Below are 26,392 nucleotides of genomic sequence, written 5' to 3'. Positions count from 1 at the left end.
AACATTTAATCATATATAGCTATATTTATAAGTTATTTATTCATGTGTTAGTGTTTTTTAGTCGTGTTCTATGCCGATTCCGTGAGACTCGCGGAGGCGGCACCGCCGGCGGTGCCGGCACCGGTCAGCGCGCGCTGCATTCCGGGCAGCGCGGCCTCGTTGATGGTGGCGACGGCCGTGACCTCGGGATGGGTCACGAGCAGCTGTTCCACGCACGCCTCGCCGGAGGCCGTCTCGTCGCCGCAGCAGACCTCCACGCCGGTCAGCCCCCGGTCCGCCGCCGCCGCCCGGAAACCGGTGAGCGCTCGATGGCTGGGGCCGTAACCCGCGGCCACCAACTCGGCGGAGCGGTTGACCAGGGCCACGTGCCGGTGCCCCAGATCGGCCAGGTGGTGCACGCAGCGGGCGATCAGCCCGGAATAGTCGATGTCGATCCAGCTCATGTCGTGCGGCTCGGCGATCCGCCCGATCGTGACGAACGGCAGACCGGCCTTGGTCAGGCGGGTCACCCGGCCGTCCTCCAAGCGGATCTCCATCAGGACCACACCGTCCACCCGGCGCCCGGTGACGATCCGCCGTTCAGCTCGTTCTGCGCGTCGAGCGCACCGCACGGCCACCGCGCAACGTGACGCTCGCTCCGCGGCAGATGTGCGCAGTCGCTGGTCAGTTAACGGTCACGATGACCTTTCCGAGGGCGCGTCCCTCTCCAACGTGGGCCAACGCCTCGGGTACCTCGTCGAGGGTGAAGGCTCGGTCGATGTGGATGGCGAGGTCGCCCGTGGCGCAGAGGTCGGCCACCGGTTCGAAGTGGGTCGGCCCTTCCTTGACGGCGAGCACGCCCAGCCGGCGGTGTGTGAGTCGGCCGGCCGCGGCGCCGATCGTGAGTATGCGCAGCAGCGCCGAGACCGATCCGCCGACGCACCGGTAACGGCCGCCGGGGGCCAGTGCCCGGCGGTAGGCGAACACCGACCGGTGCGCGACCAAATCGAGGATGAGGTCGTACGGGCCGCTGCGGGTGAAGTCCCGGCTGCGGTAGTCGATCACCTTGTCCGCGCCGACCGACCGCATGAAGTCGAGCTTGCCGGCGTTGTCGACGCCGGTCACCTGGGCGCCGAGTCGCTTGGCGAGCTGAATCGCGAATGAGCCCGATCCTCCGCCGGCACCGTTGATCAGGACCCGTTTCCCGGCTGCGGCGCCTTTGGTCCCCTGCCACGCGATTACGCCCGCCTGTGGGATCGCCGAGGCCTCGGCGAAGGTAAGGGCGGCGGGCTTGCGGGCCAGAACCGACTCGGGAGTGATCGCGTACTCGGCGAAACCGCCCTTGAGCATGAGGTTGTCGCCGTACACCTCGTCACCGGGTCGGAACCGGGTGACGGCCGGGCCCACCGCCTCAACCCATCCGGCAATGTCCGAGCCGAGCGTCCGGCGTGCCGGTGAGCGCAGCCCACCGATGCGCGAATACAGTGGTGAGCCTCGCAGGGTCTCCCAATCGCTCAGGTTGACCGAGGTCGCCGCGATCCTGACGAGCACCTGCCGGGCAGCGGGAGACGGCTTGGGGACTTCCTCGATCCGCAACACATCCGGGGACCCGTACCTGTCGTACACGATCGCTCTCATCCGCGTACCCCTAGCCCTTCGTGGAAATAGTCCAGCCGCAGTTACGTCCAAGGCCAGCAGGCTACGGCTCCTTGGTAGCACAGAGAGACGAGCGACTGACCGACAGAGGCTGCCGGCGACGGCGGGGTAGGTGTCCGAGGGCTCGGGGTGGTGGCGGGTCCAGGATGGGCGTTGAGTTCCGGTGCCGGAATCGTTTCTACTCCAGAACCAGCGCTGTGTTCGGGTACACGAGGGCGGCAAGGTGCTGGCCACCGTCGGCTTTGATCGCGGAGCCTTCGCCTGCGTGCTCAGCCGCGGGCGGGACCCGCGGCTGTTCGTCGTCGGCCAGGCGTGGGGTGGACCGGAGCCGTCGCACCCTAGCGGGAGGATGGTGGCGTTCCCGGCGCCCACACCGGGAGCCGGGAGACCTTGACCCGGACGCTACGCACACTCGGTCGGCGGCAGATCCGGATGTAGTCGCCGCCGTTCAGGTTTCCTGGCGTTTTGCCGCTGCTCCGGTAGAGCGCCTTTTACACGTCGCGCCCCACGACGACGGCGACGGATCGCGTCGATCGCCCGCGAACCAACCACCCGTCGCGCTGGTGGAACTGGGCGTCAACGCTCCAGCTTGGCATCCCGGCAGGTCTGTGGGGCGGACACCGGGTTGCAGCGTACGGCGATGCCACCGGGGAGCTCCGCCACGAAGTCGCTGTCGTACCGGGCAGCCATGCCCACGGTCGGAAAATCGGTCGTCACCAACTGGGCACCGCTGGCCAGGGCGACCTCCACCCGGCTGAACTCCTCGCTCTTCACCGTCCGCAGCGGCTCGTCCGAGCGGGTACGCACCAGATAACCCCGCTGAACGAGGTCCTGGATGACTGCTCCGTTGGCGCCCCGCGGGTCGTTCACCATCGTGACCGCCGCGTCCGGCGACCCGGGCGGCCCCTGGGTGAAGACGGCGCGGCCTTCCAGGCTGGGCCGGCCCTGCGTGTACATGTTGCGGATGCCGCCGGGGCCGCCGTTGTCGAAGAAGAACAGGACCTTCCCGCGCGCCCAGTCCAGTTTCGGCCAGCCGTACCGCAGCACCGACGCTTCCAGGGTCCTACCCGGTCGGCGCAGGTCGTCGGCGGTGATCAGCTGGTCTTCCGGGAAGACGGAGCGGATCTCGTCGTCGACGGCGTCCAGCAGGGTGGGGCTCCACGCCGGGCTCACCGCTCCGCCGAGGGCCTCCCACCGCTTGTCGGTTTGCTTCAGTTCGAGCTGGAGGATGATCGGCACGTGGCTCGGGTTGGCGGCGGACCAGGTCCGCACCTGCTCCAGACAGCTGACCAGGGTGCGGCAGCTGGTTCCGTAGTCCTGGTCGGCGACGTGAAGCACCTTCATGCCGGGCTTCGCCATGGCCGGATCGTCGATCGGGCCGAGCCCCGCCCGCTTCCGCGGGAGCGGGTGCCGGTAGAGCCCGCCCTCGGGGTCGGGCAGCAGGTCCAGTTCCAGGCCACGGACGCTCTGGCGGCCGAGCAGGTCGGGAATGGACGCGTGCGAGTAGAAACCCCACGACGGGTACCCGGGGTCGATCTTGAGCGATTCCTGCAGTTCGACGTCCTGTAGCTCACGGTGGTACGCGTTGTGCGCCCCCATGTATTGGATCTGGTTCATTCGCACGCCACCGGCGCCCCCGGCGCTTGACAGGCCGGCGGCTCGCACGTCCCCGAAGGTCCGAACAGCCAACGGCACGGCAGTGACGGCGATGGTGGTGACGACGGTCGCGGCCAGCGCGGCGACGCTCCTGGTCCTGACTCTCATGCAATCCCCCTCGACGGATTGCGGCAAGGCTAGGAAGCGAGGGTGTCCGGGCCGTAGCTGAGGCTCGCCAACGGCCATCGATACGATGAACCCTGCCAGAACGAGCGGCGCCAGTGATCCGGCCGCGTCACCTGGCACTCATGGCGCGCGCGGCGCCGCCTCGGCCAACACGGCGCCGAGCAGGGGGCGGCGGTGATGAACATGCCAACGGATCGCAGGTCCGGGGGCCTGCAGGCGCAGTCGAGTGCTTCTTCGGCGCTACCGGCGGTATGGCCGCTGGGCAGGAACGAGTCCTCGTGGCCGTTCTTGCTGGCTAGCTGGCGGCAGTAGCTCGGACGCTTGCCTGATTGGCGGTCTGGTCGGAGCATGAGGGAGCCTCGATCCTCCGTAGCGTGACGCTCGTGGAGGCGTCGAATATGACGACTCGGTTTGTGGGATTCGTCAGGGTAAGTCTGGCCGTGACGGTGCGATGATCAGTGGCGTCCTCTGAACCTGCGGTCAGCATTGGTGTGTCGATCCGTGATGGGCTGTCGCGGGTTACGCAGCGATCGTCCATGCACGCCCGGATCTCAGTCGGGCCAGGAAGGTGGCGTAGGTCTTCCAGATGGAAGACCACGCCGGCAGGGGCGTAGATGAGCGGGCAGGCGGCAGGTGGGGCCGGATTACATGCGGTCACCGTGAGCAGTGATGTACTCGCGGCGACCAGGGGGCGATCTTCTGAACCTTGGACGTTGCCACGAACCCGCGGGTTGCGGCTGAGCCGCGGTTCCCGGGTTCGCACCCCCAGTCGGCACGTGCCCGTCCCGTGCCTCATCAGCACACGGGATCAACATGGTGCAGGGGAGTGGGCCTGGCGCAGGGGGAGTCGCTCGTACGGACCCGGCAGTACAGCAGCGATGTACAGCAACCGACGGAACCACACGGGGCCGCCACGACACCGACCGGGCTGTTGTGCAGCCGTGCCAACCGCACCCGACCACCTTGCCGAGGTCTGGGGGTCAAGGGGTCGTCGGTTCGAATCCGGCCGTCCCGACGCAGGTCAGAGGCCATTCGGATTCTTCCGGATGGCCATTTCTGATCTTGTATAGCAGCGAAGTACAGCAACGGCTCATTGGTCGAGGCTTTCGCCGAGCCGCGATGCTCCAGGACAAGGAGGCGCCCAGCCCGGTGCGGGCGGCACTTCGCGTCCAGCATGCCCATGCGCTCGCGACCGTCGGCGAGCACCGCAAGGCTATGCAGCTTCTGGACAGGGCGCACGACGGGGCGGCGGATCGCCGTCCGGGTAAGCCTGAAGGCGAGCACACCTCGTACTCCATGGGTGGCTACATCGAGGTTCACCGAGGCGCCTGCTTGAGGATTGGGGCGCCGGCCGGACGAGGCGATCGCGGTTCTCGATGCGTGCTGCCGTCGATGCCGTCGCTTCACCGCCAGGACTTCAACGCAGCCCTTCTGACCAAAGCCGCAGCCCATGTGGCGGCTGACCAAGCTGAGCAAGCGGCTGCCACGGCTCACACCGCGCTACCGATCGCCCGCCAAGCAGGCTCGCGCCGGATCCTGCACCAACTCGGCCAGATCGGCTCCGCTGTTGACGAGCACCGTCACCTGGCCGACGTTCGTGTGTTCCTCGACGACCTCATGGATGCCGCCTGATGGCGTCAGACCTCGAACTGTGTGCGATGCGGCAGGCCAGCACCCTCGCCGTTCTCGGGCTGGGCACGACGAGCCCGAACCCGCCCGTCGGGTGTGTGATCCTGGATCAGCGTGGAACGGTGGTGGGCGCGGGATCTCTCCGCCGTAAAGGGGAGCCGCACGCTGAAGCACACGCTCTCGACGCAGCGGGCGGTGCGGCTCGCGGCGGTACAACCGTCGTCACGCTTGAACTATGCAACCACGTCGGAGTCACGCCGGCTTGTCGTCATGAGTTGATCGACGCCGGCATCTCTCGGGTGGTCATCGCCGTCATCGACCCAACGTCTCGCGGCGACGGTCCTGCCGCAATGCTCATTGCCGCAGGCATCGAGGTCGAGACAGACGTGTTGCGCGGCGAAGCCTTGACCGTCCTTGAGCCGTGGTTGACGCGACGGTGCGCCGTAGGCCGTTCTTGACGTGGGCGTTTGCATCAGATGCCGGGCATCAAACGGCGGCGGAAGGACGACTCCTGCGCGACCTCCGCGCTAACGCGGACCTTGTCGTTGAGGGCAAGACCGTCGTTGGGGGCATTCCGGGAGGCCACGCTAGCGCGCACTTCGCGCTGCCCGGTGATGCCGACATCGGCACCGGCCTACCCAATTGGCTGTCAGCCGCCTGTGAAGCGGGCGTACGACGCGCGCTCGTCGTCGGTTACGAACACGACGCCGAGATGCGATCGCAGTTGCACGCGATCGACGAGCTCGTTGTCGCTGTGCCGCGAACCGACCCGTCTCGAGCGTTGCAAGTGGTCCACTCCGACCTCATACCGGCCGGTTTTGAACTGGTCGAGCTCGCTGCTGACGCGGACTCGTTGACGATCCGCATGCGCCGCGTGATGTAACGCCGAGCGTGGTGGCGACTCCGAATACCGGTGCCATGGGCGGCTCGCGGAGCCAGTGATCATTTTCACACCATCGTTGGATGCCGACCGCCTCCGGCTCGTGCCCCCTCGATCCGGCAGCATCACGCAGCGTGAGATGGGTCGTCGATCCGGTGAAGCCTGGAACCCGGCCGCCTCGCAGGCGGACGGCGGTGGATGCGGTGTCGGTCACGTTGCCCGTTCGACCTCCCTTCGATGCAGGGCATCCCACGGTGACGATCGCCGGTTTGGCAAATACGACTGGTCCGTCTCGCCACTTAGATCACTTATCGGTGTCAGACGTCCTCAAAAGATCAACGGTTCTACGGGCTGATGATCTCCCTGTCAAGACATTGAACGTCCACTCAGGATCTACGTAAGCTGCGCCGACTTTCTGATGGGGACACGGGGGTTTCGATGGATGAGCCGTTGGGCACGGGTGCGTTCGTTCCACTGACGCATGGAGCGTTCGCTCGTTGGGCGCGGCGGCTGGCGATGTTGTTGGCGTTGGTCCTGGCGGTGTCCATGTCGGACATACCGGCTCGGGTCGAGCAGCCGGCCGTGGCGGCACCAAAGGTGACAGCCCAGCCGACGCCGAAGCCAGCCTGTCCAGGCGACCGCCCAGACGAGGTGTCTGCGGCGGTGGCGGCTCGGTTCTGTGGCGGACGGGTGGAGGTGGCGAACCGGCGCTCGGAGACGACTCAGGTATTCGCCAACCCGGACGGCACGCTCACCGCGGAGCAGGCGCTGGCGCCGGTGCGGGTACGTCAAGGGGACAACACCTGGGTGCCGGTCGACCTCACCCTGCAGCGTCGGGCCGACGGCGTCGTCGTGCCGAAGGCGCACCCGCGTGGCCTGACCTTCGCCGGTGCCACCCCGGGCGCCGGGGAGCACGGGGTCGCCTCGCTCGGCAGCGGTGCCGAGCGTGCCGAGCTCGCGTGGCAGGGCCCACTGCCCGAGCCGGTGCTGAACGGGCGCACGATCACCTATCCGGATGTGCGGCCGGGCGTCGACCTGGTCTTTCACGCCCACGCCACCGGATATGAGCAGCACGTTGTGGTGAAGGACCGTGCCGGTCTGGCGCACGTGCGCACGCTGCAGCTGCCGCTGAGCACCGGGAAGCTCACCGCGGCTCGCGACGGCATGGGTGGCCTCGTCTTCAAGAATTCCCGCGGCGGTCAGGTCGGCCGGGCACAGACGCCGTTGATGTGGGACGCGGAGGTCTCCGCGCTCTCCGGCGAGCACGTCAACCGAGCTCCGGTGGCCCTGAGTACGACGGCTTCCGGTGGACGCACCGTCATGGAGTTGACCCCGGACAAGAACTTCCTCGCCCGGCCCGACCTGACGTTCCCGGTCACGATCGACCCGCCGACGTCGCTGTCGCCGTCGTTCGACGCGTTCGTGCAGAACGACTACGCCAGCGACCAGTCCGGTTCCAGTGACCTGAAGCTGGGTTACTCGAACGACGGTGGCACCTTCTACGCCCGGTCGTACCTGCGGTTCAACACCACCGGCTTCGCCGGCAGTCAGATCGCCAGCGCGAAGTTGCGGCTGTGGAACTACCACTCATGGTCGTGCAGTGCGGCGTCGTGGGAGGCCTGGCGCACTGACTTGGTTGACTCCTCCGTGCGGTGGACCAACCAGCCCGTCGCTCGGGAGAAGGTTGGCACCTCCACGGAGACCCGTGGCTACAACTCGTCCTGCGGCGACGGCTATGTCTACATTGAGGTCGGCGGCGCGCTACAGACTAGCGCGAACCTTGGCTGGACCACCGCAACTGTGATGCTGCGGGCCACCTCGGAGACCTCCACGGCGGGTTGGAAGCGCTTCGATTCCGCCGAGGGCACCCATCCGCCGCTGGTGAGCATCACCTACAACAGCGCCCCGTCCGCGCCGTCCGCCCTGGCGGTCGCTCCCTGTTACACCGCGTGCGGCTCCGGCGCGCAGACCTCGTCGCTGCGTCCGACGCTCTCGGCGAAGCTCGCCGACGCGAACGCCGGTCAGAGCTTGCAGGCCGAGTTCGTGGTGCGTAACAAGGTCACCCAGGCGGTGGTGAGTTCGTCTGGTCTGCGTTCTGGCAGCCCTGCCTGGTCGAACGGTTCGACTGCCTCGTGGCCCGTGCCGGTCGACCTCGCCAGCGGCTCCCAGTACGAGTGGCAGGTCCGCGCCAAGGACCCGTGGAACTACGGCGCATGGACGGCGTGGACGCCGTTGACGGTGGACACCGAGAAGCCGGGTGTGCCGTTCGTGGCCGCGACGATCTACCTCAACGATGGGCAGCCGCACGCTGGCGCTGCCCAGCCCGACACGTTCACCTTCACTCCTGCCAGCGGTAGCGCCGACCTCGCCGCGTTCGTCTACAAGTTCGATTACGACAGCGCGGCGACCACCGTGGCGGCGACCGGTGCGAAGTCGGTGACACTCGCACCCCGTGATGGCCACCGGACGCTGACCGTTCAGGCGAAGGACTCCGCCGGCAACCTGTCCAACCCCAACCTGTACGTCTTCGACGCGGGTAACGCCGCGCTCGCCGAGCCGCTGCCCGGCGCGACCGTCGTCAAGCGCACCAAGCTGCGGATCACCACCCCGGTCAGCGGCTACACCCGCACGTACTTCGAGTACCGGCGCGGGCCCGGCGGGGCGGCCCTGCCGGTGCCGTCGGCGAACCTGACCTCCGCCACCGGCGCGCCGGTCACGGCGACGGCCGCCAGTCCGGCCGCCCTGTCGGCGCTCGGCGGGTACGCGATCTGGAACGCCAGCGACACACTCGGCCTGATCGGCGGCGTCGTCGAGGTCCGGGCACACCTCTACACCGCCACCGGCACCACGCCCGCATACACCATCCCGTGGGTGCGGATTAGTGTCGACTCCAACGGAGACGGCGGCGCCGACGAGGAAGCCGGCCCCGGCTCGGTCAACCTTCTCACCGGTGACTATCTCCTTTCTGAAACTGACGTCGACGAGATGGGCCTGTCTGTCCGCCGCTCGTCCTCGTCGCGTAAGACGGCCGACGGTTACCAGCCGATGGCGCAGCGGCTCACCGCCAACCAGCAACAGGTCTCCGCCGACCTGACCGGCTTCGCGATCCCGGGCACCACTTCGGCAGCGCGCTCCACCACCCGCGGTCAAGGTGAGACCACGCCAGCCGACTCGTTGGAGATCACGCCGGTCACCGCGACCAGCAACGACACCTACGTCGCAGTCGGCGGAGACGATGGCGGCGGGCTGCGGCTCGGCATGACCGCTGGCAAGACGTACCGGATGACCGGCTGGATCAATGTGCCGTCCGCCACCGGGCTGGTTCCCGCGCACGTGGATCGGGGCTTGCGGATCGTCGGCTTCCACCGGGTGGGCACCACGTATAGCGAGGTCGCCTCGCCGATGGCCGGCTACACCGACGGCTGGCAGGAGTTGTCGGTAGATCTGACCGTCCCCGCCGGGGCGAACGAGGCGTTCTTCCGGCTCTACAACGGCATGCAGGGCGGCTCCGGCCGCAAGGTCTACTGGGACAACCTCTCCGTCACCGAGATCATTGCCCCGTTCGGCCCGTCCTGGACGGGCGGCGCCACCGGCGCCGTCGCCGAGGTGGACTACACCACACTCACTCTGCCCGAGCCCTCGCTCGTCCAGGTGCACACCGCAGACGGGGACTGGACCACCTTCGCCCGTAGCTCTGACGGGGTCACCTTCACCACTGAGCCCGGTGCCGAGGACCTGACGTTGAGCAAGGTCGGCAGCACCGCGTACCGGCTGACCGAGGTGAGCGGCACGGTCACCGAGTTCACCCAGCAAGGCGGTACGTGGGCAGCGACGTCGAGTTGGACGGCAGAGACGGGCACCACGGCACGGTATGTATACGACACCGCCGGTAGCCGCCTACTGCTGAAGAAGGTAATCAATCCGGTTGAACCCGGCGTCGGTGATTGCACTACCGCTACCCCAGCACGCGGCTGCGAGGTTCTGGAGTACGAGTACGCCACGACGACCACCTCCGGGCTGAGCCAGAGCGTCTTCGGCGACGTCGTGGACCGCATCACCGCAATGAAGCTGTGGCTGTGGGACAGCGAAGCCAGCGCGATGACGGCCGTCACGGTGGTGCGGTACGCATACGACAACCTGGGCCAACTCCGCGAGGTGTGGGATCCCAGGATCTCCCCGGTCCTGAAGACTGCCTACGAGTACTCGGCCGGCCGTGTCGTCCGGACGACACCCGCAGGCCAACTCCCGTGGAACTTCGACTACGGCAATCCGGACGTCGACTCCGCCGCACTGCGCTGGGACCTCGACGCAGGCTCCGGCACCAGCGCCGTCGACTCCTCCGGCGCAGGTCGTACCGGCACCATGGCCTCCGGGGTGTACTGGACGCAGGGCAGCCACGCGGCGGACAACCCGGGTGACCGGAGCGCCAGCTTCACCGGCGGCGCCGGTCAGCAAATCAGCGCCACTGGTACTGCTCTCTCCAATACCTCCTCCTACACCGTCTCCGCGCGGGTGCGCCTGACCGACAAGTCCGTCAACCGCACCGCCGTCTCCAAGGACGGATCGCGCACCAGCGGTCTCTTCCTTAATTACGTCGCCGCCGACGATCGGTGGGCGTTCTCGCGGGTTAGCGCCGACAGCGACAGCGCCACGCCGATACGGGCCAGCTCGAACACCGCACCGGTACTCGGGAAGTGGACCCATCTGACCGGCGTCTACGACACCGCCAGCGGCCAGATGAAGCTCTACGTGGACGGTGTGCGGCAGACCACCACTGCCGCGGTCGGTGGCTGGAACGCCGCCGGGGGGTACGTGGTTGGCCGCGCCAAGTGGGCTGGCGCCGCCTCGAACATCTGGCACGGCGGTATCGACGACGTCCGCATCTACGGCAAGGCGCTCACCGACGCTCAGGTCGCCGACCTGGCCGGCGACGAGAACGCCGGCCGCCTGCTCAAGGCACGCCGGGCTGCGCTGCAGCAGGGATCTAAGACGGCCACTGACGGAGAGACCGCCACCAGCATCGTGTACCACGTGCCGCTCACCCAAGGCACCGGTGGCCCCTACAACCTGGATGCTGCCAGCGTCGCGACCTGGGGGCAGACGGACGTGCCCACCGACGCGACGGCCGTCTTCGAGTTGCAGGACGACCCGGGTCGCCACAGCGCGACTCCTTCTGCTCCCGGGTCGGGTGGCTACCGCTACGCCAGCTTGTTCTACCTCAACGCAGGGGGCCGTGAGGTAAATGCGGCCACGCCCGGCGGGCACATCGACACACAGGAGTACGACCGATTCGGCAACGTCGTCCGCACGCTGGAGGCGACGGACCGAGAACTAGCCCTCGGCACGCTGCCCAACGCCGCCACCTACCTTGCGGAGCTGGGACTGGCTGCGTCCGACTCGGCCAGCCGGGCGCTGGCCCTTTCGACCGTGAACAAGTACAGCGCAGACGGTCTGGACCACGTCGACACCCTGGGGCCGACCTCGACGATGATGCTGGAAAGGCCGGTCGCGGACCCGGACGGTGCCGGGCCGCTCACCGCCATCTCCGCCAGATCCACGGTGATCGGCCGGGTGCACACGGTGAAGAAGTACGACGAGAACAAGCCCGACGGCGCCACGTACCACCTCTTGACGACCGAGACGGAGAGCGTTCAGGTTGTCGGCTACCCGGACAGTGACACGCGGACGAGTCGCAGCGGGTATGGCGCGGAGTTCGGTGGTGCCTCGGGCTGGACGTTGCAAAAGCCGACGAAGGTCGTAGTGGAGGGTGGCGAAGGCGAGGAACTCGCCTCGTACACCGTTTACGACGCGGCCGGACGTGTCACGCGTACGCGGGGCATCGGCTCCACTGGCTCGGACGCGTATGCGCAGGAAGAGATCTACTACACCGCGGGAGCAAATCCACAGGACAACTTGTGCGGCAACCGGCCTGAGTGGGCAGGTGAACTGTGCGTCAGTCGTCCGGTCGGTGCGGTGACGGGGCACGATCCAGCTCGGATGAGCGCGACGCTGCCCGTGCGGCGGGCCACCCGCTATAACTCCTACCGCAAAGAGGAAGTGGTTACGGAGACCGTTGGCAGCGCGATCCGGACGACCACCACTAGCTACGACGGCGCCAGCCGAGTGGTCGGTGTCGAGGTCACCAGCAACCAGGGCGTGGCGGCCGGGAGGTCGGTCACCAGCTACGACGCGACCAGCGGTGCAATCGCCAGCACCACGACGGATAGCTCCGTCATCTCCCGCGAGTACGACATGCTCGGCCGGTTGGTCCGCTACGCCGACGCCGATGGCGGCGTGACGATCAAGGAGTACGACCGGTCCGGCAACACGGTGAAGACGTCGAATCCGACGGGTCACGTCACGTTCCAGTACGACCGGACGGTGGAACCGAGGGGTTTGCTGACCAGCAGTTCGGACAGCGTCGCCGGCACGATCACCGCTCGCTACGCTCCCGATGGCCAGCTCGTCCAGATGACCTACCCCGGTGGTCTGACTCGGACGGACCGGCTGAACGCGAACCTCACGCCAGTGGAACGTACGTACACCCGCGACTCCGACGGTGAAGTGCTGTTCACCGAGTCGGTGAATGAGAACGTCGCCGGCCAATGGGTTGAGCATGCCTACACCGGTGGCAGCAAGGAACACGGCTACGATCGTGCGGGCCGGTTGGTCCGTACCCGCCACGAAAGCCCCATCACCGGTGGCTGTGTAACCCGGATCTACGCCTACGACGAGCGCAGCAACCGCACCTCCCTCAAGCGTTACGCACCGAATGCCGAAGGAGGGTGTCAGGAGGCAGCGGCGGAGTCGCAGAGTGGGCACAGTTACGACACCGCCGACCGGATGACCGACGCTGGGTACGAGTACGACGCGTTCGGTCGGACGGTACGGATGCCCAGCGGCCTCACTAACAGCTTCCACGTCAACGACCTGGTGCAGCAACAGCAGCTCGGAGATGCACGGCAGACGTGGACGCTGGACCCGGCGCAGCGGTTCCGTGCCTTCACCGCCGAGACGCTTGTCGACAGTGTCTGGGGAGCTGCCACTACCAAGGTCAACCATTACGGTGACGACTCGGACGAGGTCCATTGGGTGGTCGAGAACGCCCAGGGTGATGTCACCCGGAACGTGTCCGGTCCGGACGGCGATCTGGCGGCGACGACCACGGCCACCGGCGATGTACGGCTGCAGTTGGTGGGACTGCATGGTGACGTCATCAGCACCATCGACCCCGCCCTCACCGAGCCCGAGCTGCTGGACTATGAGGAGTTCGGAGTCCCGATAGCGGGGCAGGCCGACCAGCGGTACGGCTGGCTCGGCGGCAAGCAACGCTCCGGCGATGGGCTCGACGACGTCATCCTGATGGGTGTCCGCCTGTACAACCCGCACACCGGCCGCTTCCTGTCCGTCGACCCTGTGCAGGGTGGCTCGGCAAACGACTACGACTACGCCAATCAGGACCCCGTCAACGTCACGGACCTGGATGGACGGTGTCCAATGTGTGTACCCGTCGCCATCCTCGGCGTTCGGGTGGCAGCCCAGTACGCGGCACGACGGGCGGCGCAGCGCGCCGCAGCACGGTCGACAGCCCGGAACAAGCGGATCCGAAAGGTAGCTGGTCGGCCACCGGCCCGGCCCAACGGCTCGTCGGCCCACCGCAACAGCAACAATTACCGAGGTCGTAGCTGGGGTTATCAGATCAACCACACCGATTCGCGGGGTCGCGAGCGGGTCTACAAGTACGGGATCACCAGTGCTTGGCCGCCCATCCTTCGGGCCAGCATCAGCCGGTACCAGTGCGCCAAGAAGTATCGAAACTGCCGCATCCGGAAGATCAAATCGTTCCCCACCCGCTATCACGCCCGCGTATGGGAGTATCGCAGCTGCCTGACCTACGTGATTCGCTACGGCTCGCGCCCGCCGGGCATGTCCCGGTCCTGCCGGTAAGGTCGGCCCCTGTGAACTTCTGGTTGTCCGTTCAGCCCCGCGACGCACCGCGCGATATTGGCGTGGACGTCGCGGGGTACCAGGACCGCGTACACAATCTCGCTGCCTTGATCGAGGTGGCGTTGCAACGGACGGTCGACGGTGGAAAGTGGCTGCGGCGATCCTTCCCGGCCCGCAGCTACCTTCGGCTCGACATCACCGTTCACGGCGGGCCGGGGCCGTCGGTCCAACACGTACGGACACGGGGGCACGGTGGCGCCAAGGAAATCGGCTACCTGGTACAGGTGCCGGTGGCGTGGTTCGACGTGCCCGGGGACGGCTTGCTGGCGATCCGGATGATTCGGGCGCTGCTGGGCGCCTTGACGGCCGTCGGCGCCGAGCAGGGCCTCGGAGCGCCACCGGTGCGCTCCCCGGAATCCGACCCGGGGCGGCCGGAACTTGTGGATCTCTTCGCGCCGCCCGCCGACCGACCCGCAGGCGCCGGGGCGGCCGCCGACCAGGTCCGAGAGATCATCGACGGGATCGAGCCGGACCAGTTGGTGCTCGCTGCGACCGTGCCTGCGACGCGTGCGGTAGGGCGCGACCGGGAAACGGTCGTCCGGGCGCTGGGCAGTGTGGTGCGGGAGACCGAGGTACGAACGGCCGGAGAGGAGGGGGTACGCATATGGGTGATTCAACGGGACGGTTGAACTGGCGAATCGGGTCGGAGAGTCTGGACCTGGCGGCGGCGGGGCCACTACGGGACGCCGTGACGGCGGCCGATCACTGGTTCACGGTGCTCGGCAGCATCGTCAACGCGACGCTCTCACAGGACCTCACGCTCGAGGTGGTGACGGGTGACGATGATGGGGTGTTGACGGACGTTGTGGCACCGGGCACCACACGAATCGTTCTGCCCCGTTCGATGGTCGACACCGAGCAGCTGCGGGTGTCCCTCCTCGACAGCGTCCTGGCCGTCGTGGCCGCAGCAGCCGAGACGGCTGGTCGGACGTCGGAGATCTGGAAGCGCCCGGATGATTACGCGGACGACGATGAAGACAATCTCGCCGTGGAGCTGGACAGCCTCGAACCAGAGGACGTCCTCCTCGCCGGCCGCCTGGACGGCACTGCTGTGGACGAGCTGGCCCGGTTCCACCAGCTCGACGACTACGTGGTCGAGCGGGTCGACGCTTCGGGGGTAGCCGAGGTCACCGACACCGAGGCCGGCTGTGCCAGCGTCTCCTGGCAGATGCGTCTCACCGACTGCTGATCCTCCCGGCCCTCGCCGACGGGTTTGGTCGGCGGGACGCTCCAGTTGGTTGCCGAGCGTCGCGACGGTCGGTGGCGCCGTCGTCACAGCGGATCCTCGGCAATCTTCTACCGGGAATTTGGGTTTCTCCGGAGGGTGGCCGCGGGGTTCGATCCCCGCGGCCACTGAACTCGCCCGGGTTTCAAGCCACCAGGCGGATCACTGGGTGGTCAGCCGCGTAATCCGGCAACCTCGCCCCACGGCGATCGGAACATCACCACCGACGAGGACCGCCCCGCCGGTGCGCTGTCGTGCCCCACCGTGCAACGGGTTCGGGTGGGTCCAGCCGTTCGAGGTGGGGTCAGGTGAAGCAGTCATCTGCGGGTGGCTCCCGCGCTGATCGACCGTGTTCGCACCTACGAATGGCCCCGCCAGCCCGGCGCAGAGCGGCCCGTTCCGGGGCCGATGACCCAACGGCGCCCAACAGTGGTGGGACTGGTCGCGCGAACACCCACCCTGCTCCTGTTCGGCCCCTGCGCAGCTGCAAGGCCCCGGGTCTGGTCGTCCACGACTCGCGGATCTTCCCTGGCCAACAGCATCCAACAGGGCCGTGAGCTGGGCTGCTGGTGTCCTGCGCTCTGCCAACGCCGGCTCCGGCCTGTTTGTTGGGTGTTGGGTGGTGGTGCCTTGTGAGCAGGCGCAACAGGCGCCCGCCCCCGATCGTGTCGTCCCGGACTGTTCGGTGGCTGTGCGCGGATGGACGTCGCGCGCCGCCGTCACGGTGCGGCGCCCGAGAGCTTCGCGAGGGGTGTCTATGTCTGCTCGATCCTGGCCGTCGTCGCCGCTGGCCGCGGCCGGCCGTGCCTTCGCCCTGCTGGTCCAGCCACCCACTCATGTCGGATTCGACGCTCGAGGATTCGACGGCCTGCCGGACGAGATCCTGTCGTTGGATCGGTTGCGGGCGCTGCTGCTGGAGCCGCGTACCAGCGTCGAGGTCCGCGATGGTGTGGCGTGAACTGATTGTCCGCGCTCGTCGGGACGGCCCGGCCTGGGTGGTGGTCGCGGTCGGAGTCGCGCTGCCCGAGAGGCTTACGTCCGGATCTGTGGGAGACGGCGGGTGACATCCCCGCCGTGTACCCGGCAGTGGGTTACGAGCATTTCCGCGTTACGGGGTCACTGCCAGGTGGCTGTCTCCGGGTCGATCCCGTGAGTGCGAGCGCACTCGTCGATGCTCTGCCGAAACCAGGAGGCTAGCCCGACCCGGATTCCGTCGTAGTGGGCGGAGAAGCCGGGGTCGGACTCGAACATTCTTCCCAGACACACCTGCATCTGTCGCGTGAGCGGGAAGAAGTTCGAGAATACTTCGCGGTGGCGTTCGATGAGCGAGTTCGCTTCTGGGGTGCCCGGAATGACACCCTGATCAAGGGCGTTGCCGAGATCGAGCTGCAACGTGGACATCGCCGCGGAGAGCGACTGCCATTGCTCCCGGGTGCGAAAAGCTGCCCGCTCGGCGAACTGCGCCCATTGCACAGTATCCCCCCACACAGTGCGGGCATGTCGGGCTCGATGGGCGCCCCAGTCCGCCCCGAAGACCTCCGACTGCGCTTCATCGCTGAGGAGGATCCCCCGCTCGTGAGCCTCGGTCATCCGTTCCAGGCGCGCGTCGAGCTGCTGCAGTTCCTGGATGCGCTCGGCGAGCTGGGCACGCTGCTCACGCAAGGTAGCGCTGATCTCCGCTGTCGCGTCATCGAGAATCTCACGCACCGCGTCCAGCCCGAGGCCGGCCTCCCGGTATGCGACGATTCGATCCAGCCGTTGCAGGTCCGCGTCGGTGTACTGGCGATAGCCGGCGGTGGTGCGCATGGACGGCGACGCCAAGCCGATCTCGTCCCAATGATGAAGCGTGCGGACGGTCACCCCCGCCAGCTCAGCGGCCTCGCCGACCGTGACACAGTCAGGGATGTCTCGTTCGCGTTCACCCACGGACACCATTGTGACCCTCCTCTTCCGATCCTGGGGCGACGATTCCGACCGAGGCGAGATCACGCGCTTCTTGGCTGTCGGGATCGAACTCCAGCGCCGCGGTGAACACGACCCGCGCACCCTCGGGGGTGATCACCTCGACGTCGCGAGTACGCCACGGCGTATCCCGCGGCCCGGTAACGCTGCCCGGCACGAGATCCGAACACGCCTCGGCGAGGGCATCGACCTCGCTCAGCACGCACAAGAAGCTCACGCCCATCGCCGGCACTCCGGGCGCCTCGGCACCGGCCGCCGCAGGAACGAGCAGCACATCCTGGAACGCCCACCGGCGCAGGTGGACCACCTGCCCCGGGATGCTGAACAGCTCGACAAAGCCGAACCCCCGCACCCAGAAATCCGTCGACGCCGCCAAGTCCGACGTCGGAACCGTCACGAACACCGGCATCGCGTAGATGCCGCGGAACACCTCTGGCGCAACCGCCTTCGGTCCACGCTCGGATACGGGGCCCATCTCGAATGCGTTGAAGAAATCATTCACGCGGGCTACCGTCCCCCCTCACGCAGCGTGAGGGTCAAGCCCAATCCGAGAACAACAAGCTGTGCGTGTCCGGATCTGCCGCCGACAATGCGCGCTGCCGGCTGGCACCCCGGTGGCTGCCCGTAACCAGCCCTCACCGCCCTGGACGTCCTACCTCGCGGAGAAGGTGACTCGGGTCGCGCTGTCGGCCTCTTTCCCCAAGCGCACACCCTGCTGGACGACCGCTCATCGGCCAGTCTTGGCGCCGCCTGCCCTTCCTCGCGTGACGCTGCGTAGCGGACGGATCGCGGCAGATCAGTGCGTTGATTCGGGGGGCGCCAAGTCGGGCAGGCTCGCGACAAGAAGTGTTACGGCTTCCTCCGCTGTATTGGCGTCACCAATGAGCTGGCCATAGCCCGCCGTGAAGATCGAATACGGAGGACCGCCACAGACAATGAAGGGCAGCGGATCAGTAGGCTGGGCCGGCACGGCGGGCCGCGCTGGCGGCGGTCTCCGTGGGCCTCGCCCTCGTGCCGCACCTGACGAACTACCAGCGGGCGGATCTCGGCCGCTCGACCGCCGAGCCTGGCACCCGACCTTGCCGGTCTGTGGCGTGTCCGGGTATGGCGGTGCGGTTGAGTTTGCCCCGCCGCCGGCCCTGGGTTCGCCGGCCGCCTCCGCCAGGGACGTTGCCGACTTTCGGCCGACCCCGGTCACGGCGGCCGCGAAGGCAGCCCGCCGTGACCGGAGAGCTCAATGTCGTCGAGATCTTTGAACGATCAGACCTGTTACACCGATGATCAGTGCCGCGATGGATAGGATCAGAGCTACCCACGGCAGCGCATCTCTGCGTTCACCTGAGATCAGCTCGTACCCGGCCCAGGCAATAGCCCAGGGTGACACAGATACCAGGCACCAGTAACTGTTCTCGGTGATGCTCATCTTCTTGCGCGCTGGTAGCCCGGCAAAGCCCACTGCCATCACTCCTGTTCGTTCCGTCAGCATCGCTCGTTCCCGGCCGGGTCGGTGGTCTTGGTGACCCGCTTGTCGCTGTTGAGGTCGTAGGGGGTGTGCGGCACGGAAGCCACGGGCTGCGACAGGTCCTGGCGGGGGTCGGCCACCATCGTCTGCGACGACGTGGGGTAGGCGAACCGGGTGGTCGCGCCAAGCCTCGTCGACGTTCGTCCTGTCTCCATCGGGGCATCCTCCCACCTGCCGTAGCGAGGCGAGGACCTGAGCTCAGTGGAGGCGGACGCTCGTAATTCGGCAAATCCGTGCACCTCGAACTCATGGGACGAGCGCCGTCGGCCCGTCGTCTAGCTCACGGCGCCAAACCCGCTGCCAGCGTTCCTCGGCTGCCGAGGCACGCCAGCGTGCGGCGGGGCCGTCCGGATAGACGCCACAGGTCGGGCATGCGAGGCCCGGGCGGCGCCTTTCGATGCCGCATGCCAGGCAGTGCCTGTCGACGCTGATTCCGGCATCGTGGCGCTCGAGGACCGCTTGGACGACCGTGGCGAGGGTCCCGTCGGGTGGTGTTCAGGGTCGGGACAGTAGGCGATCCGGGACCAGCCCCACGAGTTTCAAGGCGGCGGCGTCCGTGGAAGTCGCCTGCCAGTCGCCTTCTCTCGACGCCGCAGAGCGGCGTACTCCTGCGCACGCTGCAGGACCACGTCGCGTGTCCGCTGCAGTTCGTCAGCGGCACGCACGAGCGCGTCGAGATCGTCGGCGAGACTGCGTGGGATACGGGCGGCGACGACCAAGTGGTGCCAGGTGGCGCGGAATCCGTACGGGGCACAGTGCAGAGCGCACTCCCGCAATGCGTAAAGCCTGCGCTGCGGCGAGAGCGTGCTGTCGCGGACGCGGCGCGCCTGCGCAGGGAAACTGGTCACGGAGCCATTGATGGCGCTCTCCTTGGGACGGCACGACGACGTTTCGGTGCCCGGACGAACCACAACGCAGGACGAGGCGGCTCTCACCGTGAACACACGCACATCGGCAAAGGCGCGAGCCTGGCTACGTCCCGGAGGCCATGTAGGCGGCGAGGATGTAGTTGGGATGCCGGTCGAGGTTCTTGCGGGCTCGGTCGTAGCGCATGGTGGTACGCGGGTCGGCGTGACGAGCGGCGATCTGCACGTCGCGCAGGCTGACGCCGGCGTCGAGCATGGTGGTCACGAACGTGTGGCGCAGCATGTGGGGGTGCATCCTCGGCATCCGGATCCCCGCGATGTGGGCCAGGTGCTTGAGCCGACGAGTGGCGGCGTGTCGGTCCATTCGCCGACCTTGGGTGTTGCGCAGGAGTGGCCCGCTGGTGCGCTCATCGACGGCCCGGTCGATGGCTCGGGCGACTGCGGGTGGCAGCGGGACGAGCACGACCTTGCCGCCCTTGCCGCGCACCCGTAGGACCCGGTGGCCGTGTTCCTCTCCCAGGTCGGCGATGTGCGACCCGCAGGCTTCGAAGATTCGTAAGCCGAGCAGGCCCAAGAGGGCGACCGGGGCGAAGTCGTTCGGGTTGGCCGACAGCCGGGCGGCGGTGATAAGGGCCTCGAACTGCAGGTGGCCCAGTCCGAGTGTCGGTGACTCGGCCGGCACTGTGGGCCGGCGAACGTAATCGGCTGGCGAGTGCTCCAGGATCGCGTCGATAACGCAGACCCGATAGAACCCAACCACGACCGACAGCCGACGGGACACCGTCGAGGGCTGGTACCGGCGAACGTCTTGCAGCCAGCGCACGTACCGCTCGATATCCACCCGAGCTGCGGAGAGCGGGTCAAGTTCGTGGTCGCTGCACCACCGGAGGAAGACCCGTAGGTCGGACTCGGTATGCACGCGGGTCTGCCCACGGTAGCGGCCCAAGAAGGCGGACACCGCGGCGCGCACGACAAGTTGGTTGGCAGGTACGACACTGGAAGCCGAAGCCGAAGCCGAAGCCGAAGCCGAAGCCGAAGCCGAAGCCGAAGCCGAAGCAGGAGAGGTAGCCATACATCACCGTGCGTCACCACCAACGATGAACGCCAGCCCTCCCGGAGCGGCATTTCCGGGCGTCGCGGGACAGCATGGGTAACACCGAGCGTGACGGCCCGCAGGCGCGCGAATAGCTCACCGAAGAGTTGCGGACTGCCGCGCAGCGGTCGCAGTTGTCGGCGCCGACAGTCGGCCCCAGTGGCCCGCACGGCGGGCGCAGGATCCGCCGACCGAAGCGGGGGTTACGGTGGATAATTAACAATCCGACGATGAGGCTGCAAATGATCAATGTCCAGGAGTTCGCGCGACGGCTGAGTACTCTCGGAGCTGATGCGTTCACCAGCGACGACGTCGTGGACCTGGCGACCGCGGCCGATGTTCGCATCAGCGCAGACGTCGAGATCGACGCCACCCTGGCGCAGCGCTTGCTCGACCAGATCTCGCCCACCCTGCCGGTCACCGGGGCCCAGATCGCGGCGTCGCAATGGCCGCCACCGAAGTCTTCCCGTCCCGCAGCGCCTTCGGTGTCGTTCTCCAGCCCTGGTGCCGTCGACGGACCGGCTGGTCAGCCGACCCGACCCCGCAGTTCTGGGTCTGCGGGTAGCGGTCGGCGACCCGGCTCCCGACGAACTGGCAGGTGAAACTGCAGTCCCAGCTTTTTCAGCAACCGCCAGACTGCTCGCCGCAGCCGTCGACTACGACGCGAGCTGCGAACCCAACTCTCGCCGCCATCATCGGCTGAACTTCGTCCTCCTGTCCGGCTCCGTACGCCCGGGCAGTCGACGCACGATGATCCCGGTAAAGCATGCGGATCGGCGGCAGATGAGGATGCCGAGGGTCGTACCGTTCCGCCATGCCGACCGCCTGTATCGCCGTTGCCAGGACGGAACCCTGGGGACCCGGCTGAGGTGTCGAGCTCAGTTCGGTGGGCGTCGTTCACCTGCCGTCGAGTTGCTCGCGTACCAGAGCCGCGATGCGGGAGAGCGCGACGCCGAGGTGGCGTTGCTGTGCAGCGCTGAGTGGGTCGAACACCAGTTGCCTGACCCGCTCGACGTGAGCTGGGGCACTGTCCTCGACCTTATGCAGTCCGGCGTCAGTCAGGGTCGCGAGGGTGTACCGACCGTTGTTTGGGTCAGGGAACCGGGTGACCCACCCCTGCTGCTCGAAACGGACCATCAGCTTGGACAGCCGTGGTTGCGTGCTGTCGCACTGCGCGGCCAGGTCGCTGAGCCGCATCGTGTGCGTCTCGGTCATGGACAGCCGAGCCATCACGCTGTACTCGAAGTTCGAGATGCCCTCGTCCCGCTGCAACTGGCGGTCCAGCAGCGTGGGCAGCGCGATGACCACGGTGCGCAAGTCCTGCCACAGCTTCTGCTGCTCGTCGTCGAGCCATTGGGGGGTGCCGGTCATACGCGCAGCTTACTTGACTGGGCAACCCTGGCAGCCGGATGCCTTTCGCTGCTCAGAGGCAGGCACTGACCTGGTCGGCCTCTGTGATGCCGCGCACCTTGACTTGCCTAGGCAAGTCAAGCACACTCGTTCACAGTTGCCCAGGCAAGTGTGGCGGCGGCGCGGCGTCCGGAGATTCCCCGATCGCCACGGATCCGACACCCCGAAACCATGAGGAGAGTGCAGTGAAGGCTATTCGCTACCACGAGTTCGGCAGCACCGATGTCCTGCGCCAGGAGGAGGTGGAGCGTCCGGTCCCCGGCGCCGGCCAAGTGCTGGTGAAGGTGGTGGCCACCTCGTTCAACCCCGTCGACGACCACATCCGGCTGGGTGTCCTCGCTGAGATGATCCCCACCCCGCTGCCGATCACCCCCGGCCTCGATGTCGCGGGCACCGTTGCCGAGCTCGGCGACGGAGTCAGCGGACTGCAGGTCGGCGATCCGATCATCGCCATGTTCCCGCTGCATGAGCACGGCGGAGCCGCCGAGTACGCGGTCGTGGCGGCCGACCTGGTGACCGCCGCGCCCCGCAGCATCCCTCTGACCGACGCCGCCGCACTACCCCTGACCGGGCTGGCCGCTCGCCAAGCAGCCGTCGAACTCGCCGGGATCAAGACCGGCCAGACCGTTCTCGTCAACGGGGCAGGCGGCGCGGTGGGAGGCATCGTGGTCCAGCTCGCCGTCGAAGCCGGCGCTAAGGTGACCGCCGTCGACGGCCCCCAGCATGCCGACCGCCTGAACGGCTACGGTGCGGAGAAGGTCGTCGACCCGCTGGACCTCGACGCAGGCCCGGCCCCTGTCGGTGGTCCCTTCGACGTGGTGGTGAACCACGTACGCCTGGCTCCCGAGGACCTCGCGAAGCTGACCCCCTACGTGGCCGACGGCGGCATCGTCGTCAGCTCTGCCGGCCCGGTGCCGGCCGACGACGCACGCTCGGTACGCACGGCCGGCGTGTGGGTCGGCCCCGACGCCTCCCACCTGGCCGACCTCGTCTCCCGCATCGACAGCGGCGTACTCGAGCTGCACATCGCCGACCGCCGGCCGCTGGAGGAACTGCCGACCATCCACCAGGATGCAAGCAACGGCAAGCTGCTCGGCAAAACAGTCATCGTCGTCTGACGCCACGCCGCGTCCACCATCGAAGCCCCTCTTCGGTGGTGGGCGCCGACGTATCCGGAGTAGTCCGGCCGGCTGGTCGGAGCCGCGGTCAACTCGGCGTCGTTTGTAGTCGTCAGGGGCGCGGTGCTCGCAGCCGCCCGGCGACCGACACTCCGTCTTTCCCGTTCGGAAGGCTGCCATCGGTGACTGCGCGGAAATCACGTCGCACTCAGCGCGCAGTCGACCGCGGAAGCGAATGTCGTTCGGCGCGAAGGGGAATGTGGTCTGGCCGGTCGAGGCAGGGATCGCATACGTACTCATCGACATGACCGGACGTTGCGGCACCGGGTATCCGGTCACGGTCCGTAGGGTCCGGACGCGGCAGATCCGGATGTAGGCGGAGGTGCAAGCCGGCCACGGACTTTCGAGCTCGGGGCTCGTGATCGCGTCTGAACGGAGCAGAGGCGTAGGTCGTTTCCCGCGCAACACCGGCAGCGACATATGAATGACCGTCGCGACAGCCGTAGCCATCAGCTCCCACCGAGGTCCCCGATCAGATGCCGCCAAGATGCGTTGACGCGATGGAGAGGGCCTGCCCGCTGGAGCAACATTGCGCCGCCAGCGACAGTGCCGACGACGGCAACAGTCAAGACATGGCTGACGTTGCACGGAACTTCTGTGTGTCGCGACAGGGTCAGCAACCCTCCGACCACAGTAACCACACCTAATGCGATGGCACCCAACCCCCCTGTGAGGTCGGTCCGTTTCAGGATCGCCACCGCTGCCCCGATCCAAACCCGTCGGCGCGTTGCGTTCCGTGGGTTGCGCAGGCCCACCCACGCCTGCCACCGACCCGGGCAAGCCGAGCGGGCCGCCGCCCAACCCGCCGGCGTCCGACCGTGCGTCACGGTGGGTTTGACGTGGCGGGCTGGGCGGCGGCCCGCTCCCCAGGAGGGCGGGTCGACAGACGGGATGGCAGTTCGGGGGGTGTTCTAGTCGAGGAGCAGCGCCAACAACCCGGGTCAATGCAGCGGTGAACGTCGACAGATGGCCAGGAGTTGCGTTCACGAGTAGGCCACTTCCACGGGCGGTTCGGCGAGCGTACGGTTCTACCGTGGCTCAAGACGTTGTTGCCCGCCCCGATGTGGAGCGCCTACCCGTGTCTGGTCGGGATGCGTTGTTTCGGTCGGCCACGGGTTTCGGCGTTTCCGTGGCAATAGTCTCCTTTGTTGCGCTGGTATGGCCCGACGCAGTCGAACTAGCGCTCTCCTCGATACTTATTTCCTCAGTCGGTTGGCTCCACGAGTCGAAGGACCATCGCCACAGAGTGGCTGCCGTGGTGTCCGGCGGGCTGTCGGCCGTCGTCGCGCTAGGCGCGGTCATACTGCTCGGCGGCGGGCCACCGGACTTCTCTCGTGATGTCGCTTGTGCTGCGCTGGGTGTACTGGCTGGCAGCCAGATCTATGCCGCCATTACCCGCCGTTAGTGACAAGGTGCAGGCCGTGCCCACTGCGTGTCCGACAGGGCGGTCGACAAAGGTCAGCAGCGGGTTGCCCTGCCGCCTTCCCTACCCCGTCAGCGGAGAATCATCCTTGTCACCAGCACAATTACGGTCGCCCACGTCGAGATCGACGCGCCGTCCAAACTGATCGTGCACAGCTGCGACGATCGCCTCATGACCAGTCACGATGGCGAGCCCTGTCCCGAGTGCGGACACGCGCCCCAGGTGCACCCGAGGCCGGACGGATGGGACCTCTCTATCTGTGCGACCTGCCTCTACGAGGAGGACGAGGGGCTGCGCGATGTCGAGGCCATGTGTTCGAGGATCTTTCCGGCAATGCGGATGAGTGGCTAACCGGGTGACGACGGGGCGCGGCGGCGGTGGACAACCACGGACGCTGGCGGACCGCTCGGCCAGCTCAAACGAGTCGCCAGCGCAGCTCACAAGCCGGTGGTTGTTTCTTCCGGACGAAGGGGTCAAGCTCCGCCAGGAGCCGGTCGACGGAGCTTGACATCCATAGGAGCATCGGGGTGGCAACATCGCGCAGGGTTGCTGCCGCCAGCTAGAGCAGGGTGAGTGCGGCGTCGTACCCAGGGCTGTTCTCTGGTGGGCGGCACAGCGAGCACCGCCGGTGGCGTTGCCGCAACGCTGAGGACCAGGAACGCCACCGGATCTCGGCGGACAGCGTGTTCAGAGCTTACAAGTGAGGGGTCAAGACTCGGGCGGGCAGCTGGCTTCATGCTGGTCGATGAGGACCACCTTTGCGACGCAGAGGGTAAGCCGGCTCAGCACTTCATCTGCTGTTCGGCCACCGCTGACGGCCTTACGGCGAGCAGCGGGTATCCGACCGGAACCTCATCGCCCTCGCCAACGAAAACAGCCGCAACCGTTCCGGCGGCCGTGGCCGGGATTTCTGTATCGACTTTGTCGGTCGATACCTCCGCTGCCGCGTCACCAACCTGTACCGGCTCGCCCACGTGCTTCATGATCCGAATAACTGTTGCGGTCGTGATTCCCTCGCCCAATTGAGGCATCTCGACCGCCACTGTATCCCTGGGCAGATCTGGCCAAGCCGATGCGTCCACGGCGGCTCGCGCGAGGCGACGCCTGCGAGCATCGATTGCCAGGGCGATCACCGCCGCGAGGCCGACCAGTGGCGCGACGATGTTCCACACCTCGTGCAGCAACCTCATGCCGCAGATTATGGCTGGGGCCTCGCAACCGCTGACAGTTCAGCGAGGGTGCCCCCGCCCCTGCTTGTGGCCTCCGGGGTCGGGCCGCTCGACGAGGACCAGGTCCAGGCCGTCAAACACAATCTGGCAGCATCAGCGCTGGTCTGAGCCCATCGACCCCAGACCCTGCTCGGTGTGCTCTTCCTCGTTCGTCGGGTTCCCGGTACTGGCTATTCCAGGGCATCGAGACCGGCATCTTCGTCGCCGTCGCCGCCCTGCTGCTCTACCTCGCCGTCCGCCGCATCCGCCGCGTCACACGACCGCGAAACCATCGAAGGGAGGCGCCGTGCGCACACTCACCCACATCGCCGCGGCCGCGCTGGCTGCCGGCGCGGCGGCTGCGTGGCGAACGGGACGAGGAGACGTTCCTGCGCGAGGGTGAGCGCATCGGGCCGTACCTGACGTGTCTGCGCGGCCGCCGGTTCGAGCAGGTCGCGGCGCTGCTGCGCGCCCGGCGGCGCTGTCGGACTGACCCTGCTGTCGGTGTCATCGGCGGGTCGGTCCCGGCTGGCCGACGAGAGCCGGCGGTCGGGCCGACCGGATCGGCCCGA

The 26,392-nt window shown here is 67.4% G+C and carries 19 protein-coding genes and 1 pseudogene; 10 read left to right on the top strand and 10 right to left on the bottom strand.

All coding sequences use genetic code 11. The annotated features are described in order from the left end of the window. Positions 1-68: 68 nt before the first annotated feature. From AB0C01_RS07040 to AB0C01_RS07030, 3 genes are all read right to left on the bottom strand, one after another. Positions 69-611 (bottom strand): hypothetical protein, encoded by a 543-nt coding sequence (locus AB0C01_RS07040; protein ID WP_357570699.1) that lies wholly within the window; start codon positions 609-611, stop codon positions 69-71. Positions 612-663: 52 nt separating this feature from the next. Further along, positions 664-1,617, bottom strand: coding sequence for an NAD(P)-dependent alcohol dehydrogenase (locus AB0C01_RS07035; RefSeq protein ID WP_357256192.1), 954 nt, complete (start codon positions 1,615-1,617; stop codon positions 664-666). 594 nt (positions 1,618-2,211) lie between these two features. Then, positions 2,212-3,399 (bottom strand): phosphatidylinositol-specific phospholipase C1-like protein, encoded by a 1,188-nt coding sequence (locus AB0C01_RS07030; protein ID WP_357256191.1) that lies wholly within the window; start codon positions 3,397-3,399, stop codon positions 2,212-2,214. Positions 3,400-4,536: 1,137 nt separating this feature from the next. On the opposite strand from AB0C01_RS07030, the gene AB0C01_RS07025 reads away from it, so the two are divergent. From AB0C01_RS07025 to AB0C01_RS06995, 7 genes are all read left to right on the top strand, one after another. Further along, positions 4,537-5,049 carry a hypothetical protein gene (locus AB0C01_RS07025; protein WP_357570512.1) on the top strand — a complete coding sequence of 171 codons (513 nt, stop codon included), beginning with the start codon at positions 4,537-4,539 and terminating at the stop codon, positions 5,047-5,049. Then, the gene (locus AB0C01_RS07020) at positions 5,049-5,504 is read left to right on the top strand and encodes a hypothetical protein (protein WP_357570511.1); all 456 of its coding nucleotides are present in this window, start codon (positions 5,049-5,051) and stop codon (positions 5,502-5,504) included. Before AB0C01_RS07025 ends, AB0C01_RS07020 begins: the two co-directional genes overlap by 1 nt. Beyond that, positions 5,468-5,929 (top strand): hypothetical protein, encoded by a 462-nt coding sequence (locus tag AB0C01_RS07015; protein WP_357570510.1) that lies wholly within the window; start codon positions 5,468-5,470, stop codon positions 5,927-5,929. The genes AB0C01_RS07020 and AB0C01_RS07015 overlap by 37 nt, the downstream gene beginning before the upstream one ends. A gap of 660 nt (positions 5,930-6,589) precedes the next feature. Beyond that, entirely contained in the window at positions 6,590-13,873 is a 7,284-nt protein-coding gene (locus AB0C01_RS07010; protein WP_357570509.1) for a LamG-like jellyroll fold domain-containing protein, read from the top strand. Between the two features lie 11 nt (positions 13,874-13,884). Beyond that, complete coding sequence (locus AB0C01_RS07005; RefSeq protein WP_357570508.1) at positions 13,885-14,562, top strand: hypothetical protein; 678 nt, start codon at positions 13,885-13,887, stop codon at positions 14,560-14,562. Beyond that, positions 14,538-15,122 carry a hypothetical protein gene (locus AB0C01_RS07000; RefSeq protein ID WP_357256179.1) on the top strand — a complete coding sequence of 195 codons (585 nt, stop codon included), beginning with the start codon at positions 14,538-14,540 and terminating at the stop codon, positions 15,120-15,122. The genes AB0C01_RS07005 and AB0C01_RS07000 overlap by 25 nt, the downstream gene beginning before the upstream one ends. A gap of 793 nt (positions 15,123-15,915) precedes the next feature. Beyond that, a complete protein-coding gene (locus AB0C01_RS06995) occupies positions 15,916-16,116 on the top strand; it encodes a hypothetical protein (protein ID WP_357570507.1) in 201 nt (66 codons plus the stop codon). A 158-nt stretch (positions 16,117-16,274) separates the two neighbouring features. Here the strand turns inward: AB0C01_RS06995 and AB0C01_RS06990 are convergent, their stop codons facing one another. The 6 genes from AB0C01_RS06990 to AB0C01_RS06965 form a co-directional block, all read right to left on the bottom strand. Further along, positions 16,275-17,084 carry a MerR family transcriptional regulator gene (locus AB0C01_RS06990; RefSeq protein ID WP_357570506.1) on the bottom strand — a complete coding sequence of 270 codons (810 nt, stop codon included), beginning with the start codon at positions 17,082-17,084 and terminating at the stop codon, positions 16,275-16,277. Then, positions 17,077-17,622 (bottom strand): hypothetical protein, encoded by a 546-nt coding sequence (locus AB0C01_RS06985; protein ID WP_357570505.1) that lies wholly within the window; start codon positions 17,620-17,622, stop codon positions 17,077-17,079. The genes AB0C01_RS06990 and AB0C01_RS06985 overlap by 8 nt, the downstream gene beginning before the upstream one ends. A 732-nt stretch (positions 17,623-18,354) precedes the next feature. Beyond that, on the bottom strand, positions 18,355-18,606 hold the full coding sequence (locus AB0C01_RS06980; RefSeq protein ID WP_357256171.1) for a hypothetical protein: 252 nt from the start codon (positions 18,604-18,606) through the stop codon (positions 18,355-18,357). After that, complete coding sequence (locus tag AB0C01_RS06975; protein ID WP_357570504.1) at positions 18,600-18,797, bottom strand: hypothetical protein; 198 nt, start codon at positions 18,795-18,797, stop codon at positions 18,600-18,602. The genes AB0C01_RS06980 and AB0C01_RS06975 overlap by 7 nt, the downstream gene beginning before the upstream one ends. Positions 18,798-19,614: 817 nt before the next feature. Continuing rightward, positions 19,615-20,427, bottom strand: a complete 813-nt coding sequence (locus AB0C01_RS06970) for a tyrosine-type recombinase/integrase (protein ID WP_357256169.1) — start codon at positions 20,425-20,427, stop codon at positions 19,615-19,617. A gap of 1,071 nt (positions 20,428-21,498) precedes the next feature. Continuing rightward, a complete protein-coding gene (locus AB0C01_RS06965) occupies positions 21,499-21,972 on the bottom strand; it encodes a MarR family transcriptional regulator (protein ID WP_357240610.1) in 474 nt (157 codons plus the stop codon). A 224-nt stretch (positions 21,973-22,196) separates the two neighbouring features. On the opposite strand from AB0C01_RS06965, the gene AB0C01_RS06960 reads away from it, so the two are divergent. Next, entirely contained in the window at positions 22,197-23,129 is a 933-nt protein-coding gene (locus AB0C01_RS06960; RefSeq protein ID WP_357240607.1) for an NADP-dependent oxidoreductase, read from the top strand. A 1,093-nt stretch (positions 23,130-24,222) separates the two neighbouring features. Beyond that, the gene (locus tag AB0C01_RS06955) at positions 24,223-24,594 is read left to right on the top strand and encodes a hypothetical protein (protein WP_357570503.1); all 372 of its coding nucleotides are present in this window, start codon (positions 24,223-24,225) and stop codon (positions 24,592-24,594) included. Between the two features lie 800 nt (positions 24,595-25,394). Here AB0C01_RS06955 and AB0C01_RS06950 read toward each other — a convergent pair. Then, entirely contained in the window at positions 25,395-25,802 is a 408-nt protein-coding gene (locus AB0C01_RS06950; protein WP_357570502.1) for a lipoyl domain-containing protein, read from the bottom strand. A gap of 371 nt (positions 25,803-26,173) precedes the next feature. On the opposite strand from AB0C01_RS06950, the pseudogene AB0C01_RS06945 reads away from it, so the two are divergent. Further along, positions 26,174-26,296: pseudogene (locus AB0C01_RS06945) on the top strand (PadR family transcriptional regulator); the annotation flags it as partial. Positions 26,297-26,392 lie beyond the last annotated feature (96 nt).

Source organism: Micromonospora sp. NPDC048905, from assembly GCF_040649655.1.
Lineage (GTDB): Bacteria > Actinomycetota > Actinomycetes > Mycobacteriales > Micromonosporaceae > Micromonospora.
The sequence above is the reverse complement of the archived record's forward strand: the minus strand, read 5'-3'. Positions and strand labels throughout refer to the sequence as shown.

Excerpts from the sequence above, each read along its gene's own strand:
- AB0C01_RS07035 (WP_357256192.1), bottom strand. The coding sequence starts at position 1,617 with ATGAGAGCGATCGTGTACGACAGGTACGGGTCCCCGGATGTGTTGCGG.
- AB0C01_RS07030 (WP_357256191.1), bottom strand. The coding sequence starts at position 3,399 with ATGAGAGTCAGGACCAGGAGCGTCGCCGCGCTGGCCGCGACCGTCGTC.
- AB0C01_RS07025 (WP_357570512.1), top strand. The coding sequence starts at position 4,537 with ATGCTCCAGGACAAGGAGGCGCCCAGCCCGGTGCGGGCGGCACTTCGC.
- AB0C01_RS07020 (WP_357570511.1), top strand. The coding sequence starts at position 5,049 with ATGGCGTCAGACCTCGAACTGTGTGCGATGCGGCAGGCCAGCACCCTC.
- AB0C01_RS07000 (WP_357256179.1), top strand. The coding sequence starts at position 14,538 with ATGGGTGATTCAACGGGACGGTTGAACTGGCGAATCGGGTCGGAGAGT.
- AB0C01_RS06995 (WP_357570507.1), top strand. The coding sequence starts at position 15,916 with ATGTCTGCTCGATCCTGGCCGTCGTCGCCGCTGGCCGCGGCCGGCCGT.
- AB0C01_RS06980 (WP_357256171.1), bottom strand. The coding sequence starts at position 18,606 with ATGCTGACGGAACGAACAGGAGTGATGGCAGTGGGCTTTGCCGGGCTA.
- AB0C01_RS06975 (WP_357570504.1), bottom strand. The coding sequence starts at position 18,797 with ATGGAGACAGGACGAACGTCGACGAGGCTTGGCGCGACCACCCGGTTC.
- AB0C01_RS06965 (WP_357240610.1), bottom strand. The coding sequence starts at position 21,972 with ATGACCGGCACCCCCCAATGGCTCGACGACGAGCAGCAGAAGCTGTGG.
- AB0C01_RS06950 (WP_357570502.1), bottom strand. The coding sequence starts at position 25,802 with ATGAGGTTGCTGCACGAGGTGTGGAACATCGTCGCGCCACTGGTCGGC.